Source organism: Undibacterium sp. CY21W, assembly GCF_014284265.1.
Lineage (GTDB): Bacteria > Pseudomonadota > Gammaproteobacteria > Burkholderiales > Burkholderiaceae_D > Undibacterium > Undibacterium aquatile.
On the sequence record NZ_JACOGE010000003.1, the window covers coordinates 176,138 to 194,577 of the forward strand.

The 18,440-nt window shown below is 50.7% G+C and carries 16 protein-coding genes; 6 read left to right on the top strand and 10 right to left on the bottom strand.

Translation table 11 applies throughout. From position 1 onward, the window contains the following. Nucleotide 1: 1 nt before the first annotated feature. A complete protein-coding gene (locus H8K29_RS08800; protein WP_186897284.1) occupies nucleotides 2-811 on the bottom strand; it encodes an alpha/beta fold hydrolase in 810 nt (269 codons plus the stop codon). A 1-nt stretch (nucleotide 812) separates the two neighbouring features. Continuing rightward, nucleotides 813-2,123, bottom strand: coding sequence for an O-acetylhomoserine aminocarboxypropyltransferase (locus tag H8K29_RS08805; protein ID WP_186897285.1), 1,311 nt, complete (start codon nucleotides 2,121-2,123; stop codon nucleotides 813-815). A 153-nt stretch (nucleotides 2,124-2,276) separates the two neighbouring features. On the opposite strand from H8K29_RS08805, the gene H8K29_RS08810 reads away from it, so the two are divergent. Then, nucleotides 2,277-2,726 (top strand): CBS domain-containing protein, encoded by a 450-nt coding sequence (locus tag H8K29_RS08810; protein ID WP_186885470.1) that lies wholly within the window; start codon nucleotides 2,277-2,279, stop codon nucleotides 2,724-2,726. 87 nt (nucleotides 2,727-2,813) lie between these two features. Further along, nucleotides 2,814-3,806 (top strand): NAD(P)/FAD-dependent oxidoreductase, encoded by a 993-nt coding sequence (locus H8K29_RS08815; RefSeq protein ID WP_186897286.1) that lies wholly within the window; start codon nucleotides 2,814-2,816, stop codon nucleotides 3,804-3,806. A 202-nt stretch (nucleotides 3,807-4,008) separates the two neighbouring features. Here H8K29_RS08815 and H8K29_RS08820 read toward each other — a convergent pair whose 3' ends face one another. The 6 genes from H8K29_RS08820 to H8K29_RS08845 form a co-directional block, all read right to left on the bottom strand. Then, a complete protein-coding gene (locus H8K29_RS08820; RefSeq protein WP_222611445.1) occupies nucleotides 4,009-5,790 on the bottom strand; it encodes an ABC transporter ATP-binding protein in 1,782 nt (593 codons plus the stop codon). A 110-nt stretch (nucleotides 5,791-5,900) separates the two neighbouring features. Continuing rightward, nucleotides 5,901-7,439 (bottom strand): lysine--tRNA ligase, encoded by a 1,539-nt coding sequence (gene lysS, locus H8K29_RS08825; RefSeq protein WP_186897287.1) that lies wholly within the window; start codon nucleotides 7,437-7,439, stop codon nucleotides 5,901-5,903. Nucleotides 7,440-7,558: 119 nt separating this feature from the next. Next, nucleotides 7,559-8,663 (bottom strand): peptide chain release factor 2 gene (gene prfB, locus H8K29_RS08830; RefSeq protein WP_186897288.1). Its coding sequence is split into 2 segments (ribosomal slippage): nucleotides 7,559-8,581 and nucleotides 8,583-8,663, totalling 1,104 coding nucleotides; the frame shifts between segments, so codons are not numbered across the junction. A 112-nt stretch (nucleotides 8,664-8,775) separates the two neighbouring features. Further along, complete coding sequence (locus tag H8K29_RS08835) at nucleotides 8,776-9,066, bottom strand: hypothetical protein (RefSeq protein ID WP_186897289.1); 291 nt, start codon at nucleotides 9,064-9,066, stop codon at nucleotides 8,776-8,778. A 146-nt stretch (nucleotides 9,067-9,212) separates the two neighbouring features. Then, nucleotides 9,213-11,456: a YgiQ family radical SAM protein gene (locus H8K29_RS08840; RefSeq protein ID WP_222611456.1), complete on the bottom strand. Its 2,244-nt coding sequence runs from the start codon at nucleotides 11,454-11,456 to the stop codon at nucleotides 9,213-9,215. A 176-nt stretch (nucleotides 11,457-11,632) separates the two neighbouring features. Further along, nucleotides 11,633-12,061, bottom strand: coding sequence for a ribonuclease HI family protein (locus H8K29_RS08845; protein WP_186897291.1), 429 nt, complete (start codon nucleotides 12,059-12,061; stop codon nucleotides 11,633-11,635). A gap of 143 nt (nucleotides 12,062-12,204) precedes the next feature. Here H8K29_RS08845 and H8K29_RS08850 point away from each other — a divergent pair, with 143 nt between their 5' ends. From H8K29_RS08850 to H8K29_RS08865, 4 genes are all read left to right on the top strand, one after another. Beyond that, nucleotides 12,205-13,164 carry a glyoxylate/hydroxypyruvate reductase A gene (locus H8K29_RS08850; RefSeq protein WP_186897292.1) on the top strand — a complete coding sequence of 320 codons (960 nt, stop codon included), beginning with the start codon at nucleotides 12,205-12,207 and terminating at the stop codon, nucleotides 13,162-13,164. A gap of 263 nt (nucleotides 13,165-13,427) precedes the next feature. Next, the gene (locus tag H8K29_RS08855; RefSeq protein WP_186897293.1) at nucleotides 13,428-14,819 is read left to right on the top strand and encodes an MBOAT family protein; all 1,392 of its coding nucleotides are present in this window, start codon (nucleotides 13,428-13,430) and stop codon (nucleotides 14,817-14,819) included. Between the two features lie 8 nt (nucleotides 14,820-14,827). Then, nucleotides 14,828-16,102, top strand: coding sequence for a DUF459 domain-containing protein (locus H8K29_RS08860; RefSeq protein WP_186897294.1), 1,275 nt, complete (start codon nucleotides 14,828-14,830; stop codon nucleotides 16,100-16,102). Next, complete coding sequence (locus H8K29_RS08865) at nucleotides 16,099-17,313, top strand: SGNH/GDSL hydrolase family protein (protein ID WP_186897295.1); 1,215 nt, start codon at nucleotides 16,099-16,101, stop codon at nucleotides 17,311-17,313. The genes H8K29_RS08860 and H8K29_RS08865 overlap by 4 nt, the downstream gene beginning before the upstream one ends. Before the next feature lie 181 nt (nucleotides 17,314-17,494). Here H8K29_RS08865 and H8K29_RS08870 read toward each other — a convergent pair whose 3' ends face one another. Together H8K29_RS08870 and H8K29_RS08875 are read right to left on the bottom strand one after the other, a co-directional pair. Continuing rightward, nucleotides 17,495-17,713 (bottom strand): hypothetical protein, encoded by a 219-nt coding sequence (locus tag H8K29_RS08870; protein WP_186885459.1) that lies wholly within the window; start codon nucleotides 17,711-17,713, stop codon nucleotides 17,495-17,497. Between the two features lie 41 nt (nucleotides 17,714-17,754). Beyond that, nucleotides 17,755-18,009, bottom strand: coding sequence for a hypothetical protein (locus H8K29_RS08875; protein WP_186885458.1), 255 nt, complete (start codon nucleotides 18,007-18,009; stop codon nucleotides 17,755-17,757). Nucleotides 18,010-18,440 lie beyond the last annotated feature (431 nt).

The window sequence follows — 18,440 nt, forward strand, 5'->3', positions numbered from 1 at the left end:
CTCAGCTACCCCGCACGAAATCGAATAAGGTGTCCAGCACGGCATCGGCCTGTTCTGCCATCAGGTCGTGTCCACAATTGTCTATAACGGAAGTTTTGCTATGAGAAATCAGACTACGCAGGCCTGCAATTGCTTTTGGTGGGGTCATCTGATCTTTTTTGCCGAGCAGGAATAAGGTCGGACACCTGACTGATTGCGCAGCGATTTCGCCGTTGCTGTAGGTGTTACAGGCGAAAAAATCCGTATAAAAAACCAGCTCTGGGTTGATGGCAGAAATGCGTTGCATCAGCCTCTTGCTGCCGCCAAGGACGGAAAATCCAGGTCCAGGGCAGGAAGGTTTATGCGCAATGCTGCTGTGTGACCAGATGTTCACCATATCTATCGCAGCCTGCTCGTCGTCGCGTGCCGCATTCAAAAGCAGGTCTGATACCTTCATCGGGTAGGCTGTACCTATCATTGCCAGATGACTGACTCTGTCCGACGCCCGATAACTGGTTTCCAGAGCAATCAGCGAGCCCATACTGTGTCCTGCCAGAGCGGCGCGCTCAATACCGGCAGCATCAAGCAAAGCAATCAGCCAGGTCGCCATCTGCTCTACGCTATTGAGCGCCTGGCCTTTGCTGCGGCCATGTCCCGGTAAATCCACAGCCAGGACGTTATAACCATGATGGGCGAAATAGCGGGACTGTAAGGCCCAGACGGAATGATCATTCTGTGCGCCGTGTATGAACACGATGCTTGGCAGCGCAGGATTGAAGGTTTTACCTCCGGTGTAGCAATAGGCGTCTTTTCCTTGAATCTCAAACAGCATCTCAGGCTCCTTTCTGAGCAGCTTTCAAGCCGCGTGTCAGGTCTTCAATCAGGTCTTCAACGTTTTCCAGACCCACAGATAAGCGCAGTGTTCCTTCAGTAATGCCGGAAGCCTGCAACTGTTCTGCCGGGACGCGGAAATGGGTGGTGGATGCCGGGTGTATCACCAGCGATTTCGCATCGCCAACGTTCGCCAGATGTGAGAACACATTCAGCGATTCAACAAAGCGCTGACCAGCGGCGCGATCGCCTTTCAGATTGAATGAGAAAACTGCTCCACAACCTTTGGGAAGCAGGGTTTTTGCCAGTTCGTAGTCAGGATGTGTTTCTAATTCCGGATAAGAAACCGCAGCAACAGCAGGATGTTTTACCAGGAAATCAACGATTTTGCGGGTATTGGCAACATGTCTGTCCATGCGCAAGCCCAGTGTTTCTACGCCTTGCAGGATAGCGAATGCATTATGTGGGCTCATGCAGGCGCCGAAGTCGCGCAATCCTTCGCGTCGTGCCCGTAAGGAAAATGCGCCGACAGTCGACTCTTCGGCAAACACCATGCCGTGAAAGCCGTCATAGGGTTCGCAAAGCTCAGCAAAACGTCCGGTTCGGTCATACGCTTTCTGCCAGTCGAATGTGCCGCCATCGACCAGTAAGCCACCAATCGCAGTGCCATGCCCGCACAAAAATTTAGTTGCGGAGTGAAAAACCAGATCAGCGCCATGATCAAACGGACGTAATAAATACGGCGTGGTAAACGTTGAATCCAGCATCAGCGGTAAATCGTGTGCGTGGGCAATTTCTGCGATCAAAGGTATGTTCAGAACATCCAGTCCGGGATTGCCGAGAGTTTCAGCAAACAAGGTTTTAGTATTTGGACGTATCGCCGCCCGCCAAGCGTCCGGGTCACGCGGATCAACGAAGGTGGTTTCTATGCCAAAGCGTTTTAAGGTATAGGCGAGAAGGTTTTGTGAGCCGCCATACAAAGCACGGGAAGCAACGATATGTGATCCGGCACCGGCGATGGTCGTTAAACCCAGATGCAATGCGGCTTGTCCGCTGGCGACGGCAATGCCGGCAATGCCTCCTTCAAGTGCCGCAATCCGCTCTTCCAGTACTGCATTGGTCGGATTCGAGATACGCGAATACACGTGACCGGCGCGCTCCATATTGAACAGCGATGCGGCGTGATCCGAATCTTTAAACGCAAATGAGGATGTCAGATAAATGGGGGTCGCACGTGCGCCTGTTGTTGGGTCGGGCGTCGCACCGGCATGTAAAGAAAGTGTGTCGAATCCGGGATAATGGGGGGCACTCATAAACTCTGGTCTCCGTATTGTGATCAGCCAATGCTACCATTAAGACTGCAAAATGAAATTCCGTTTTCATGTTGAACTTGCTGGATTTTTTGCATGGCTTGCGATACATTGAAAACAGTTTTAAAAAAACAGAATACACAGGAGGGGAGCCCCATGAAAGTTTCGGAAATTCTTCAGGTCAAAGGCAACATCCTTTTCACTATCACACCTGATACGCCGATTGCAGATGCGATCAGTGTCATGGAAGAAAAAGACATCGGTTCTCTGGTCGTAATGGAATATGGTGATCTGGTTGGCATATTGACCTTCCGCGAAGTCATTCGCGCGATTCATACGAATAAGGGTTCGCTGGGAAGCGGTACCGTCCGTAAATATATGGACGATCATCCTATGACGGTCACGCCGGAAACCGAAGTTAACGAAGTACGTCGCATGATGCTGGAAAAACATTCACGCTATCTGCCGGTCATGGATGCAAAAACGCTGATGGGCGTGATTTCGTTTTACGACGTGGCGCGTGCAGTGCTCGAAGCGCAGAGTTTTGAAAATAAAATGCTGAAAGCGTATATCCGCGATTGGCCTGTTGCCGAAAATGAAGAATAGGTAACCGCCTGATGCCGGTTTGATTCGAAATAACGCCCGCAAATAATCAGATGCGGGCGTTTTTTATTGTCTGGAAAAGGGGAAATTATGCATATCGCCATCGTAGGTGCCGGATTATCCGGACTCACCGCAGCTCGTCAATTGCAATCGCAGGGACATCATGTCACCGTGTACGAAAAAAGCCTGGGTGTCAGCGGGCGCATGAGTATACGACAAACTGAGGTTGGCGGTTTTGATCACGGCGCCCAGTATTTCACTGCGACGTCTGACCGCTTTAAAAAAGAAGTCGCCGATTGGAAAAAGCTGGGCTGGGTTGCCGCCTGGGATGCGCGTCTGGCAACACTGGATGCGGGACATGCTAAGCCTGCCGGGCGCAGCTCGACGCGCTATGTTGCCGTGCCTGGTATGAATGCACTCGGTAAGCAACTGGCACATGGCCTGGATGTCCGCAAAGAACAACAGGTAATCGGATTGGAGCCGCATGATAAACAATGGCTACTCAAAATTCAGTCAAATACGGTTGCGATTCCAGCGACGGCTGGCCCATTTGATGCGGTCGTACTGGCAATCCCGGCCGATCAGGCTGTGCCTTTACTTGCTGTAGCGCCTAAATTCGCTAAACAAGCGGCGCAGGCAAAGCTCGCGCCTTGTTGGACGATGATGCTGGGATTTCAGAATTCTCTGGAACTGCCATACGATGGTGCATGGGTCAATCAGTCGCGTCTTGGCTGGATAGCCAGAGATACCTCCAAGCCAGAACACCGCGTAGGCGAACGCTGGGTTGCGCACGCAACGCCGGCATGGAGTCTTGAACATCTGGAGGAAGATCCCGAGCGCGCTAAGGAAAAATTAATAAAAGCCTTCCATGAATCCACCGGATCGTGGGTACAGCCTATTTATGCGGTCGTACACCGCTGGCGTTTTGCGCAGGCAGAGCATCCATTGCCACAGGATTGCTTATGGGATGCCAAACTGGGAATCGGTGTCTGTGGCGATTGGTTTGCGACCGGACTGGAAGGCAATGGCAGAGTAGAGCATGCTTTCCTCAGTGCGCTCGCGCTGGCAAAAACAATTTCCTGATGTGTTGAGAACGCTGACAACCCCTATTGCAAAGGTTGTCAGTATCGATATCTAATTTGCTTCAACGTGACTGCATAATTATTGTTGCAGATAAAAAAGTCGGCTGACCCCAAATGTTGGGTGCATTCCTCATGCCGAAAAAATTAAATTTAAGCAGACAGCATTACGTGGCTGATCATTACGTGGCTGATTGTATTTGACCTTATGTGCGTTCGCCTGTTTGCAGACGCCACAGCGCTGCATAGCCAGCATTTAATTTCAGTAAATCGTCATGGGTGCCACTTTCGACAATTCGGCCCGCTTCCAGCAAATAGATGCAATCGGCCTGTCTCACCGTTGACAACCTGTGTGCGATGACGATGGTGGTGCGGTCACGACTGACGACATCGAGACTGCGCTGTATTGCGGCTTCGGTTTCATTGTCAACTGCGCTGGTCGCTTCATCGAGAATCAAGACCGGTGGATTTTTTAAGATTGCCCTTGCCAGTGCCAGCCGTTGGCGCTGGCCGCCGGAAAGTTTCTGCCCGCGCTCGCCGATACGGGTGGTAAAACCCAGAGGCAGCTTGCTGATAAATTCAGTCGCTTCCGCCGCCTGAGCGGCAGCGGCAATCGCTGTTTCTGTCACGTTGTCTGAGCCGTAGGCAATGTTGTCAGCGATGGTGCCATCGGTTAAAAAACTATCTTGTGCAACGTAACCGATCAGACGACGTAAATCTTGCAAATTTATGCTATCGGTCGCAACGCCATCAATAAAAATTTTTCCGCTTTGCGGTGTGTAGAATCGCAATAACAGTTTGACCAGTGTTGACTTTCCGGAACCGGTAGAACCGACGAAGGCGATAGTTTTGCCAGCCGGAATTTCGAGGTTGATATTGTGTAAGGTTTGCTGGTTGCCGTAGGAAAACCCAACTGCGTCGAAACGGATATGTCCCTTTACATCGGCTGCACGCAAGTGTTGTCCTTCGTAGGTGATGTTGATTTTTGTATCGAGCAAATTCATGGCGCGATCAATGGCTGACATCGAGCGTTGATACATATCCGCGACCTCTGCCAAGCTGGTCATCGGCCATAACAGGCGTTGCGTCAGATAGACCAGTACTGAATATGCGCCGACTGCCAGCTCATCATGCAGGGTCAGCCAGCCGCCATACACCAGCGTCGCGGTGAAGCCTGCCAGAATCGCCATCCGGATAACCGGGGTAATAGCAGCGCTGACCGCAATTGCCCGCGCATTGGCTTGGCGATAAGTATTGCTGGCTTCGGCAACGTGATTTTTTTCAAAATCTTCGGTGGCAAACGCTTTGATCGTGGCCAGCCCGAGCAGATTATTGTTCAGGCGGGCGCTGACGTCGCCAGCTGCTTCGCGGACTTCGGCGTAACGCGGGGCCAGCCGTTTCTGGAACCAGAATGCACCGAACAGAATTGCCGGTACTGGCAGCAGGGAAATGATCGCTAGCGAAGGTTGCAGCACAAAGAAGACAGCGCTGACCATCACGGAAGAGCAGATCACCTGAATGATCTGGTTCGCGCCACCGTTCAGAAAACGTTCCATCTGATTGATGTCTTCGTTCAGCACCGACATCAGATTGCCGGTACGCTGATTTTCAAAATACGCCATCTCCAGTTTTTGTACATGGTCGTAAGTGTCTAACCTTAAATCATGTTGCAGATTCTGCGCCAGCTTGCGCCATTTCAGCGACAGTAAATATTCAAACCAGGATTCACCCATCCATATAAACGCATTGACCACGCCGAGAAACACCAATTGATGCCAGGTTTCCGTAATGCCGAAGCCGCCCAGCAGACGTTTAGCAAGGAAGCTTTTTTCTCCATTGACGACGATATCGACTGCCACGCCGATCAGCACTTCCGGCAGCACATCAAAGAATTTGTTCAGTATCGAATACAGTGTCGCCAGCCGCAAATCAGTTTTATAAGCACCGGCATAGCGTAGTAATTTCTTAAGCGGATGTATGGCTGGCATGGTGTTTGGCTCAATCTGAGTAATTTAGGTAAATGCAAGAAACAAAAAAGGGACTGCTTGATACAGTCCCTTTTCGTTACTTATGGTGTGTTTCGCTATCGTACCTGAGATCAGTCTTCGCGGCGCAGATGCGGGAACAGAATCACGTCACGGATATTTGGCGAATCAGTAATCAACATCATCAGACGATCAATACCGATACCGCAGCCACCGGTTGGTGGTAGGCCATATTCGAGGGCGCGGATGTAATCGGCATCGTAGTACATCGCTTCTTCGTCGCCCGCATCTTTGGCTGCAACCTGTGCCTGGAAGCGTGCTGCCTGATCTTCGGAATCGTTCAATTCCGAGAAACCGTTCGCGATTTCGCGGCCAGTCATGAACAGCTCGAAACGCTCGGTGATGCCGGGAACAGTATCAGAAGCACGCGCCAGTGGTGATACTTCGACTGGGTAGTCGATAATGTAGGTCGGATTCCATAACTGTGCTTCGGCAGTTTCTTCAAACAGCGCCAGTTGCAAGGCACCAAGTCCAGCAGTAGCAAACGGTTTCACACCGAATTTCAGCAATTCAGCCTTGATGAATTCAGCATCGTGCAATTGTTCTTGCGTGTATTGCGGTGCGTATTTATTGATCGCGCCGACGATAGTCAGGCGCTCAAATGGTTTCGACAGATCAAGTTCTTTGCCCTGATACGTCAGCACTGCTGTGCCGTGTGCGTCTTCTGCGGCTTTGCGGATGACTTGTTCAGTGAAGTCCATCAGCCATTTGTAATCGACGTAGGCTGCATAGAATTCCATCATCGTGAATTCAGGATTGTGACGCGGTGATACACCTTCGTTACGGAAATTACGGTTGACTTCGAATACGCGATTGAAGCCGCCGACCACCAGGCGCTTCAGATACAGTTCAGGTGCGATACGCAGGTACATTTCCATGTCCAGCGCATTGTGATGGGTGATGAAAGGCTTGGCTGCCGCACCACCTGGGATTACATGCAGCATCGGTGTTTCGACTTCCATGAATTCATGGCTGGCCATGAAATTACGGATCGATGTCATTGCCGCAGTACGTGCTTTGAAGGTGCGGCGCGTGTCTTCGCTCATGATCAGGTCAACATAGCGCTGACGGTATTTGGTTTCCTGATTTGCCAGACCGTGGAATTTATCTGGCAGAGGGCGCAGCGACTTGGTCAGCAAACGCAAGGTCGTGACTTTAACGGTCAGCTCATCCGTTTTGGTTTTGAACAGCACACCTTCAACACCGAGGATGTCGCCCAGATCGTAATGGCGGAAGGCTTCCATCGCCTCTTCACCGGTTTTATCCAGCGTCACATACAACTGAATGCGGCCATCAGCCTTCAGGCCGGACGCATCTTGCAAGGTCGCGAAAGCGGCTTTTTTACCCGCTTCGCGCTTGAGCATCATGCGGCCAGCAACGCTGACTTCGACATTCATTGCTTCCAGCTCTTCGCGGCCTATCGTGCCATACTGCTCTTGCAGACTGGCGGATTTATGCTGCGGGCGGAAGTCGTTAGGGAAGGCAATGCCTTTGGTACGGATAGTATCGAGCTTGGCACGGCGTTCCGCGATGATGGAATTTTCATCGACCGGCAATTCGCTGGCAGCGGTTTGATTATTCAGTTCTGACATAAGATTTCTCTCAGATTTCTCTTAGTTGTCCGGGCAGTTTGTCTGCCTGTTTGTTTTGTCGGCGCAATTTCAAATGCCGGAAATTGCGCCGTTGTACTTGCTTGTTACGCTCGATTTATTTAAACGCCTTGCTTCAATGAAGCGGCGATGAACTCATCAATGTCGCCATCGAGTACGGCTTTGGTATTACCTGTTTCAAAACCGGTACGCAGGTCTTTAATGCGGGACTGATCGAGTACGTAAGAGCGAATCTGATGACCCCAGCCGACATCGGTTTTGGAATCTTCCAGATTTTGTTTTTCGCTCATGCGTTTGCGCAATTCGAGTTCAAACAATTTCGCTTTCAGCATTTCCCAGGCTTCCGCACGGTTGCGATGCTGGCTGCGATCGTTCTGACATTGAACAACAATGCCTGATGGGCCATGTGTCAGACGAACGGCAGAATCAGTTTTGTTAATATGCTGACCACCAGCACCGGAGGCGCGATAAGTATCGGTGCGCACATCGGCTGGATTGATGTCGATCTCAAATGAATCGTCGACTTCTGGGTAAACGAATAAGCTTGAAAACGAAGTGTGGCGCCCATTATTTGAGTCAAATGGTGACTTGCGCACCAAGCGATGTACGCCTGTTTCTGTGCGCAGGAAACCGTACGCATAGTCGCCTTCAACTTTCAGTGTGGCCGTCTTGATACCGGCAACATCACCATCGGATTGTTCAAGAATTTCAACCTTAAAGCCTTTGCGTTCGCAATAACGCAAATACTGGCGCAACAGCATCGATGCCCAATCCTGTGCCTCGGTTCCGCCAGCACCCGCCTGGATATCGATGAAGCAGTTGTTCGGATCCATAGGATTATTGAACATGCGGCGGAATTCCATACCTTCGACCAGTTCGCGCAAATGCTGCGCGTCGGCTTCGATGGATTCCAGCGTGTCGTCGTCGTTTTCTTCTTTCGCCATCGCGAACAGATCGTTCGCATCGCGCAAGCCGGATTCGGCTTCGGTCAGCGTGTTGACAACGGCTTCAAGGGATTTTTTTTCTTTGCCCAGATCCTGCGCGCGCTTAGGATCGTTCCAGACCGTCGGGTCTTCTAATTCGGCATTAACTTGTTCGAGTTTCTCTGACTTGATATCGAAGTCAAAGATACCTCCGTAGTTCGGCTTCACGGACCGTCAGGTCGGCAAGCAGGGATGACAGGCTATTGAGGCGTTCGGCTTCCATAATATTAGCTTTTCTTATGCAATCAAACCTTGCATTATACCTTGTACCGCGCCAAGAATACTGAATTTGCCTGCCTGCGGATGTTTATCTGATGCGCTTGCGCTCTATTACGTTACCAGACTGAAGTCGTGGTCGTTGGTTTCGCGTGGCGATGACTTTCAAACCATTTTGCCAGATGGTCTTTAAAGCAGCTTGGGCAAATATGATATTGAGTGAGTTTCGACTGGCCGCCGTTAGGAAATGATTCTTCCTCTTCCATAGAAATAGTGGTGTTAATTTTCTCGTATTCTTTTGCTCCCCAGTTTTCATCCCACAGAGATTCTGCGCCACAGACATCGCAGGTAAGCTTGTCAAAGACTTCTTCAGTGTGTTCAAGAATCAGAACCGTTTTCATGTGTTTCATATTTCCTCCGTTAGATGATGTTGGAATCGAAGCAGCGATGAATTGATTCTACATCAGCCAATTGTGGTGAAGTGTCAGAAAAAGAAAAAAGCTGCGGAGCGGGTATGCTCGCAGCTTTGAAATAGCCTTGCTGGCTTGTGCAAATTTTACCGTCTGCCCGATTTAGCCGGGCTGGTTTTCGGTTTTGCTGATTTGTAAGCCAATGGCGGACGGGCCGCTGTCGATGAGGCTGGCCTGGATGTGGTCGCGGCATTGCCACGCGCAACTGGCTTTTTGCCATAAGTATTGATTTTTGGTGCAGCTACACGTCGCCCATTGGCTACACCGCTTTCATCGACAGTGACAGGGATTGCGGGCTGGCGTGGCGGTATCAGATGACGTGGACTGCTGCCAATCAGATCGCGCCGTCCCATGCGTACTAACGCTTCGTGGATGATTTCCCAATTTTCTGGCGCATGATAGCGCAACAGTGCCTTATGTAGTTTCCGGATTTTTCCTGAACGCGCTGTTTCCACGACTTCAGAATCTGCAGTGACTTTTTTGAGCGGATTTTTGCGGGTATGGTACATCGTCGTCGCCAGTGCCATCGGCGTTGGCATAAACGTCTGTACCTGATCGAGTCTGAAGTCGTTTTTCTTGAGCCAGATCGCGAGGTTCACCATGTCTTCATCGGTGGAGCCCGGATGCGCGGCGATGAAGTAAGGAATCAGATATTGTTCCTTATTTGCTTCACGTGAATATTTTTCAAACATCTGTTTGAATTCATCATAGCTACCGATGCCGGGCTTCATCATTTTCGATAAAGTATCCGCCTCAGTATGCTCAGGTGCGATTTTTAATAAACCGCCGACGTGATGCGTTACCAGTTCTTTCACATATTCTGGGGAACGTACAGCGAGGTCATAACGCAGTCCGGAACTGATCAGAATTTTCTTCACGCCCGGTATCGCACGTGCCTTGCGATAAATCGAGATTAATTTGCTGTGATCGGTGCCGAGGTTTGTACAAATTGATGGATAAACGCAAGAAAGCCGGCGGCAGGATTCTTCGATTTTTTTATCTTTGCAGGCGAGACGATACATATTCGCCGTTGGGCCACCCAGATCAGAGATGGTGCCGGTAAAGCCTTTGACTTTGTCGCGGATTTCTTCGATTTCGCGAAGAATAGATGGCTCTGAGCGGCTTTGTATGATGCGACCTTCGTGCTCGGTAATGGAGCAGAACGTGCAACCGCCAAAACAGCCGCGCATGATGTTGATGGAAAAACGTATCATTTCCCAGGCTGGAATACGTGCTTTACCATAAGATGGGTGTGGCGCACGCGCATAGGCACGGTCGTAGACACCGTCCATTTCGTCCATCGCCAGCGGCAGCGGTGGTGGATTCAGCCAGACATCACGTTCACCATAGCCTTGTCGCAGCGCTTTGGCATTGCCGGGATTCGCTTCCAGGTGAAATACGCGTGATGCATGCGCGTACATCACAGGGTCATCTTTGACTTCATCGAACGATGGCAGGCGTATCACCGATTTGTGTTGCTTATTCTTGAGCATCAACTGGCGTTCTTCACGGCTCATCATACGAACCGCCTGCTGCTTAACAACATCCGTCTTCACTTCCGTTGCCACTGCAGTTTGCACAGGGTTTGTGTCCGTTGCGCTGTCGCCTTCGCCAGTTGCGCATTTCGCGCCTTCTTGCGGTGTCATCGCGTACGGATCAGTGTGAGCTTCGACTTTTCCCGGTGTATCAATTTTGACGGAATTGATTTCTACCCATTCGTCATCCGGTAACCAGCCGCGTGGCACCATAAAGGCCGTACCGCGCAAATCACGTATTTCTTTGATCGGTTCACCTGCTGCCAATCGGTGTGTCAGGTCGATCAGTGCCCGTTCAGCGTTACCGAATAATAGTATGTCTGCCTTAGAGTCAGGCAAGACAGAGCGGCGCACTTTATCTGACCAGTAATCGTAATGGGCTATCCGGCGCAGACTGGCTTCGATACTGCCGATGACGACGTTGGCATCCGGAAAAGCTTCGCGCGCGCGCTGTGCATACACGACCAGCGCACGGTCAGGGCGTTTGCTGCGGTCGCCATCGGGTGTGTAGGCATCTTCCGAGCGGATTTTTCTGTCGGCAGTGTAGCGATTGACCATAGAATCCATATTGCCGGCAGTAACGCCAAAATACAGATTTGGCTTGCCGAGAGCGCGGAATGCGTCGGCCGAATGCCAGTCGGGCTGGCTGATGATGCCGACACGGAAGCCCTGATGTTCAAGTACGCGGCCAATCAAGGCCATGCCAAAGCTTGGGTGATCGATATAGGCATCGCCGGTGACCAGAATGACGTCACAACTGTCCCAGCCGAGCGCATCCATTTCAGCGCGTGACATAGGAAGAAAAGGTGCAGCGTTGTCACCACCAACTTCAGGGCGGAAACGTGGGCGTGAGAAGAGATTTTTAGGCAAAGGATTCATGGGCGCGATTGTACCGGAAAGCCTGCAACCTTGCCCGCTGGCCGATGAATTTATGCTGAAGAATCAAATGCTTGCGTACTTTAAACGGCGTATCAGGTGCGTAAAAGCTGGTCGGTTTCGATATTTTTATGTCGCGGTACCCATTTCAACTTTAATCGCGGCAAAGATTGCATCTGCTCCAGCGCCTGCTGGCGATAAGTAGATAGCAGTCTGGATGCCTTCGCTTCCACGGCCAGAACATCGTTGATCACAACCAGACTGTCTCCACGCAGCAGTACCGTTTGTGTTTCTGGCTGCGTCACTTGTTGTGTAAGTAGTGTCAGGGCTGCGATCAGTGCCTGATATTCGGCGTCGCTGCTGTCACCATGACCAATGTTGGCGGTGTGCTGTGTGACTTTGCCATCAGGACTATGCAGTATGCAGGCGATTTTGCAGTTGCCGGGATTCGGTTTTGCAGAGCCGTCAAACCAAGCCAGCCAGTCGGCTTCGTGCGAATTTTTCAGAGAAGAAGAGGGCGGCATAAAAAGGGCGCTTGAATAACTTAAGAGGTCGCTTGAGCACTCATTATATTCTGCGGGCCGTACATTTATGAGAGATTACGTCATTGCTGGCGCGTCGCGGTATGATCTTGCTTTATTAGAAATCCAAAAAGAAGCACCATACAATGAAACCAGATTACGTCAGAATGCCGATTCCTTTTGTTGCTGCATCTGACTATACACAGACGAATGCCTGGGTGCAGGCCTTGCAGCAGGCGATGCCAGACGAACGTATCGTTGCGTTTGATCGATTATCCGAAAACGAAAAGCAAAGTGTGACGGTCGCGATTGTGGCGAACCCCGATCCGGCGAATTTACGGCAACTGCCGGAGCTGAAATGGGTGCATAGCGTCTGGGCTGGCGTAGAGCATCTGGTCGCTGATCTTGGTCCGAGCAAATTAAAGATCGTGCGCCTGGTCGATCCGCAACTGGCAGAAACGATGGCAGAAGCAGTGCTCGCCTGGACTTTATATCTGCACAGGGAGATGCCAGCCTATGCGCGACAGCAGAAAAATAGCCAATGGCTGGCGCGGGAATATATCCGGCCACAATCTAAAACGATCAGCTTGCTGGGGTTGGGTGCCTTAGGTGAGGCCGCGGCGAAACGCTTGCTGACAGCGGGTTTTCAGGTGTGCGGCTGGAGTCGCAGTCAGAAAAATATTGCCGGAGTTGATTGTTTTTCAGGGGAAGCTGGTTTGTCCGCGATGTTCGCCAGAACCAGTATTCTGGTTTGCCTGTTACCGCTGACACCGGACACCAGAGGCTTGTTGAATGCCGCGCGGCTGGCGCAGTTGCCTAAGGGGGCATCACTCGTGAATTTTGCCCGCGGTGCGATTGTGCGGGATGCCGATTTACAGGCCGTACTTAATACTCAGCATTTGCAGTATGCGGTGCTGGATGTGTTTGAAACGGAACCGTTGCCTATAGAAAGCTGGCATTGGCAGCATCCACAGGTCACAGTGTTACCGCATATTTCTGCTCCCACAGACAAGCAAACCGCCTCGGCGATTGTTGCGGGTAATATTCGCCGTTATCGTGATGATGGCAGTTTACCGATATTGGTGGATGTGGCTAAGGGGTATTGAGTAGGGTAAAAAGCGTATTAAAAGGGAGGGGACGTAAGACTAGTGTCCGTAAATCCTTGTCGCATCATTCACTGCAAATGGCTTGTGCAATCGCGATGCAACAAGATTGAAACAGCTTTGCGGGTTTCGGGCACGATTGTTATGAAATGCATTGCGTAAAAATATTGAGATAATGTAAAGTCTTCCTCTTTGTTTTCCGCTGCTTATTGTCATTGCTGGCGGTTGATTGATTTTCGTTTGCGTATTTTGTCTCCGAACCTAGCATGAGTTACCTGTCGCCCGAATTTGCTGTTTGCTTTTTGTTGTTTCTATTACTTTACTGGGCGCTGGCACGTTGGAGTTCTGCACAAAAAGTCGCTTTGCTGCTCGCGTCCTACGCCGTGTATGCATCGCTGGACTGGCGTTTCAGCGCGACGCTGGCATGCTATACGGCGTCGCTATTACTGTTGCTCGCTGCGGCAAAGCGCTGGTCGCAGCACAGAAAAAAGCTGGCTGTTGCGGGTGTCACCGCATCAGTGATCAATCTGGCGGTTTTTAAATATTTTGATTTCTTTCGCGAGGGTTTTCAGCTCGCAGCTGCTGAGTTGCAGTCCGATTGGGTGATTCCTGCACTGGATATTATTCTACCTGTCGGTATTTCGTTTTATACGTTTCAAGCCATTGCCTATATCGTCGCGGTTGGTCGCAATGAGCGCGATCCTGCCAATCCGCTCGATAGCGCTTTGTACCTCGCGTTTTTCCCTACACTGATGGCGGGCCCTATCTGCCGTCCGGATACGTTGCTGGCGCAGATCGAAGAAAAAACCGTGCGTCAGATTCGTCAGCCTGACCGTATTTTCTGGTTATTACTTTCTGCATTGATTAAAAAAGTCTGGCTGGCCAGCTGGATTGCTACAACCTGGGTCAATCCGTTGTTTGCGAATCCCGATGCCTATCAGGGTGTCGAGCTGTTGTTAGGTATGTATGCGTTTGCGATTCAGATTTATTTTGACTTCAGCGGCTATTCCGATCTGGTCATTGCAATGGCGATGCTGCTTGGATACAAGTTAAATCAGAATTTTAATTTGCCTTATCTGGCCGTCAATCTGCGTGAATTCTGGCGGCGCTGGCATATCTCACTCTCGACCTGGATACGGGATTACGTATATATACCAATGGGGGGGAATCGTGGCGGCTGGTGGGCAACGCAACTGACCATTCTTACTTCCATGCTGATCAGCGGAATATGGCATGGCGCCAGTATTAAATATCTGATCTGGGGCGCATTGCACGGGCTGGGCATGGTTGCACAAAACGTACTGGAAAAAATCACCGGTCGCAAAGCGGACGGCTTTCTCAGCGGCGTGATTACCTTTCATTTTGTCTGCTTTGCCTGGATATTTTTCCGTGCCGATGGCTGGCAGGAGGCGCTCAATTATCTGTCTGGCTTTACTCGTCACGGCGGCGCGATTGAACTCAATGTGATTGGCGGATGTGCTTTGTTATTGTTATTTTTCTGGGTGTCATATTACTTTGAGCAAGTACGTGACAGCAGTCTGGGCTTATTAGAAAAAACGCCTTTGATGTTAAAACCTGTGCTGCTTGCTTTTCTGGTGTTACTGATTAATTTGCTAGGGCCATCAGGGGTGCCAGCGTTTTTATATTATTCCTATTAAGAGCTTGCATGATGGCGAAGGTCAAAACAAGAGTAAAACCGAAAACTGGTACCGCGTTAAGAGCAACGAAAGTCGATACTGGTTCGATGCCGACACTGGCGGTCATCGCACTCACGCTGGGTTTATTGTTCTGGTTGCGGCAAGATGCGCTCGATATTTACTGGCAGCAGACGCGGCACGGAGAATTAGGGCTGACGCATCTGTCGGATGCTGAGTTATGGCACAGCGGAGCGGACGTCACCAAAGTCGTATCGCGAACATTGAATCAGCAAATCGGCGCAATGGAGGAAACGCAGGAACGTCTGATGCTCGCGGCTAACGTGTTGTGGCTGGGTAAATCAGCGCTGATGCAAAAGGATGAACCGACACTAGCTGTAGCACAAAAAACACATACAACGAATGGCCTGATGTTGAAGGCGCACGCGGATGGGATTGCTGCCAACGTATCGACGTCGCCCGTTGCCGGTAAAAAAACGAATAAAGAGAGCGGCAGTGATGCCGGGCAAAGTCAGAAAGAATCAGATAAGGTCGCCAGCGTCAGCAGCGACGCGCAACTGCATACAACTGAAGCCGTGACCGAAACGGAAGAAAACCGGGCGGTTCCATTGACTCAGTTTGCGTCACTCAATGAAGACGGGCGTATCGTGCTCAGTCCCAGCGACAAGGTCTTGCTGGTCGGTGACTCCATGATGCAGGGCGTGGCGCCGCATGTCGCGCGGGCACTGCAAAATGGGAATGTGAAGTCACTGGATCTGAGTCGTCAGAGTACGGGGCTGACTTATCCCGGTTATTTTGACTGGCCAACGACGATTAAGAACACGATCAGCAAAGAACGCATTTCGGTGCTGGTGGTATTTCTTGGCGCGAACGATACCTGGGATATGGTGTTTGGCAACAAATATGAACGCTTCGGCAGCGAAAAATGGCAATCGACCTACGCGTCCAGAGTGGAAAGTATCGTTCGATATGCCCATGCGCAGCATATACGCGTGATCTGGCTGGGTGCGCCGAATATGGGGCGGGAAAATATCAACCGCGGTGTCAAAGTATTGAATCAATTATTTTCTGCGGCGATCAAAGATAGTGCTTCGCGCTATTTATCGACCCGTGAGCTATTAAGCGATAATGCCGAGACTTATCAGAAAGCGATTACGAGGGAGGATGGAAAAAGTGTGACTGTCCGCAACGAAGACGGCATTCATTTCACCCGTGCCGGACAGAAAATTCTGAGCGATCTGATTTTGCGTCAGTTTGCTTTACCAACAGTGAGTAAGCCTTTGTGATCAATCCTTTTTTGTCCCGGCGTCTGGCGTCTGTTCTGCTGACGTTCTGTCTTTTTTCATCCGCTGTGGAGGCGACGGTATTGCAGGATTATGGCGATCCGAATGCAGCGCGGCTCTGGCGTCAACTGGCGGCATTGGAACGTGGTGAAAGTAAGGATGTCATTCATATTTTGCAATTAGGCGACTCTCATACCGGCGGCGACTATTTTACCCAGGCGTATCGCGAGCGTTTGCAGCAGCGTTTCGGCAACGCGGGCATAGGCTGGATTACTCCGGGTTATGTTAAAAACCAGCGTTCTGCGCAGGTCTTGATGAAAATGGCAGGGCAGTGGAATACCCGTATCAGCCGTGCGAATCCGGAAAATTTTCCGCTTGGTGGCGTTGCCAGCATGCCGTCCTTCGGCGCTTACATGGAAATTGTACCGAAGCAGCCTTTGAATGGTGTCTACCGTGTCAGCATCTGGTCGCGCAAAGTGTCTGATCAAGCCGCAGGCGGCTGGAAACTGGCTTTTCCCGATGGCGATATCCGCGATCTGGCACCGCCAGTTGGCAATGATTGGCAGGTCAGCTATGTGATCGGCAGCGGCGCGGAACTGAATAGTTTGTTTCTGCGTTCCGAGGGTAATTCAACAGAGCTGGGCGGCATTGCGATTGATGCGATTGCGCCGGGCGTCAGCGTTGATGCGCTGGGTATCGTCGGGGCAACACAACGTGTGATCAGTCGCTGGCAACCGGAAGCGGTGCGCGATCAGTTGCGCTGGCGTCGTCCGCAATTGCTGATTTTGTCGTATGGAACAAACGAAGCGTTTGACAGTAAACCTGACTTTGACGCTTACCGGCTGGACTTGCAAACGACGATACGACAATTGCGCAGCGCTGCGCCTGAGGCGGCGATTTTATTGATCGGCGCGCCGAATTCAGCGAAAAAGACCGGGCCTGGCGAGAGTGCAGGGTGCCGTTATAAATTACCAATGGCATTGCGCACCGTGCAGACCATACAGCGTGAAACGGCGGTCGCAGAAAAATTACTGTACTGGGATTGGGCGGCGGCGATGGGCGGTGATTGCGCGATACAACGCTATGCTGAAGCCAACCCGCCACTGGCGCGACCAGATCTGGTGCACTTTACGGAAGATGGTTACGCCCGCAGCGGCAATGCTTTGTATGAAGCGCTGATGCAGAAATATCAGCAACACCGTTCTGCCAGATAAATGCGCTGACAGCATTCAGAAGGCTGCAGTCTGACCCCATAAATGACTAAAAACAGGGGAGTATCTGCCGATTTCGCCTTAATGTCTCAGTAAATAAAGGGGGGTAAAATATACTCCCCCCAGTATATTTTTATGATTTTTTAGTATTTTTTGCTTCTGGATGATGAAAATCTGGGCTGAATCAGTCGCGCCATTGACCAGTGGCGATTCTGTGCTTTGCCTCGCGGATGACTTCTTCATCCGCTTGCGGCTCGGTCTGACAGATCATGTCAAGCTCCAGTACGCCGCCTTCTTCCCCGGTCAGTAAATTCCTGATCGTGGCATATGGTGCGATCGCCGCGGTGTCCTGAATATCATGCTCAAAGGTGATCTCGAAATTTCCGGTTTTAAACGTTCTCAAGATGGTTTCCTTTCAGGTGCTAAAGCCTGTCGGCGTTGTCTTCAGGATTGCTGAACCCAGCCGATTTCGATATCGGCGCTGTGCAGATAATAACCTTCGCTCTCTATGCCCGCGATTGCTGCTGCGACATCCAGAGCCACAGGTTTGACCAGCCCCAATGTGTCGAAGCCGCGCTGTATCAGCCGGACATCGGCATAATCAGGGTCTTCCAGATTTAATAGTTTGATGTCGGTATTGGCAGCGACAGACAGGTGCTTTTTGGGCTGAGCGACACTCTGATAAATATCAATTTGCATATTTCCCTCAAAAAAATGATGGGTGGCTGCGTGCATTCAGAAAAGATCAAAAGATCAAAAGATCATATCTTGCCAGAACAATTTGAATACTGACGAAAATAAAGGATACAGTTTTATGTCCTTGTTGTGATCATGTCTTTTGTTCGTTTGTGGTTTATCTGACTGATCAGTATCTCCGGGTCGCATGTCGCACTTTACCTGAGTTATTTCGGTAACTCGTCATTAAGTAAAATGCAACGCTGCGCAGCGTTGTGATGTAGAACGCAGATATTTCTCCTGGCACAATGGTTTGCAATTCATTTCTGCACTTTTGAATATAATTTCTTCCAACCTTCCTTCGACAGGTACGTCACCTCGTTGACGAAGTGTTTCTTGCCAAATCTTATTGGCGAACGATACAAGCTTGCTTTCGTTTTTTCTTCTGAATTGTC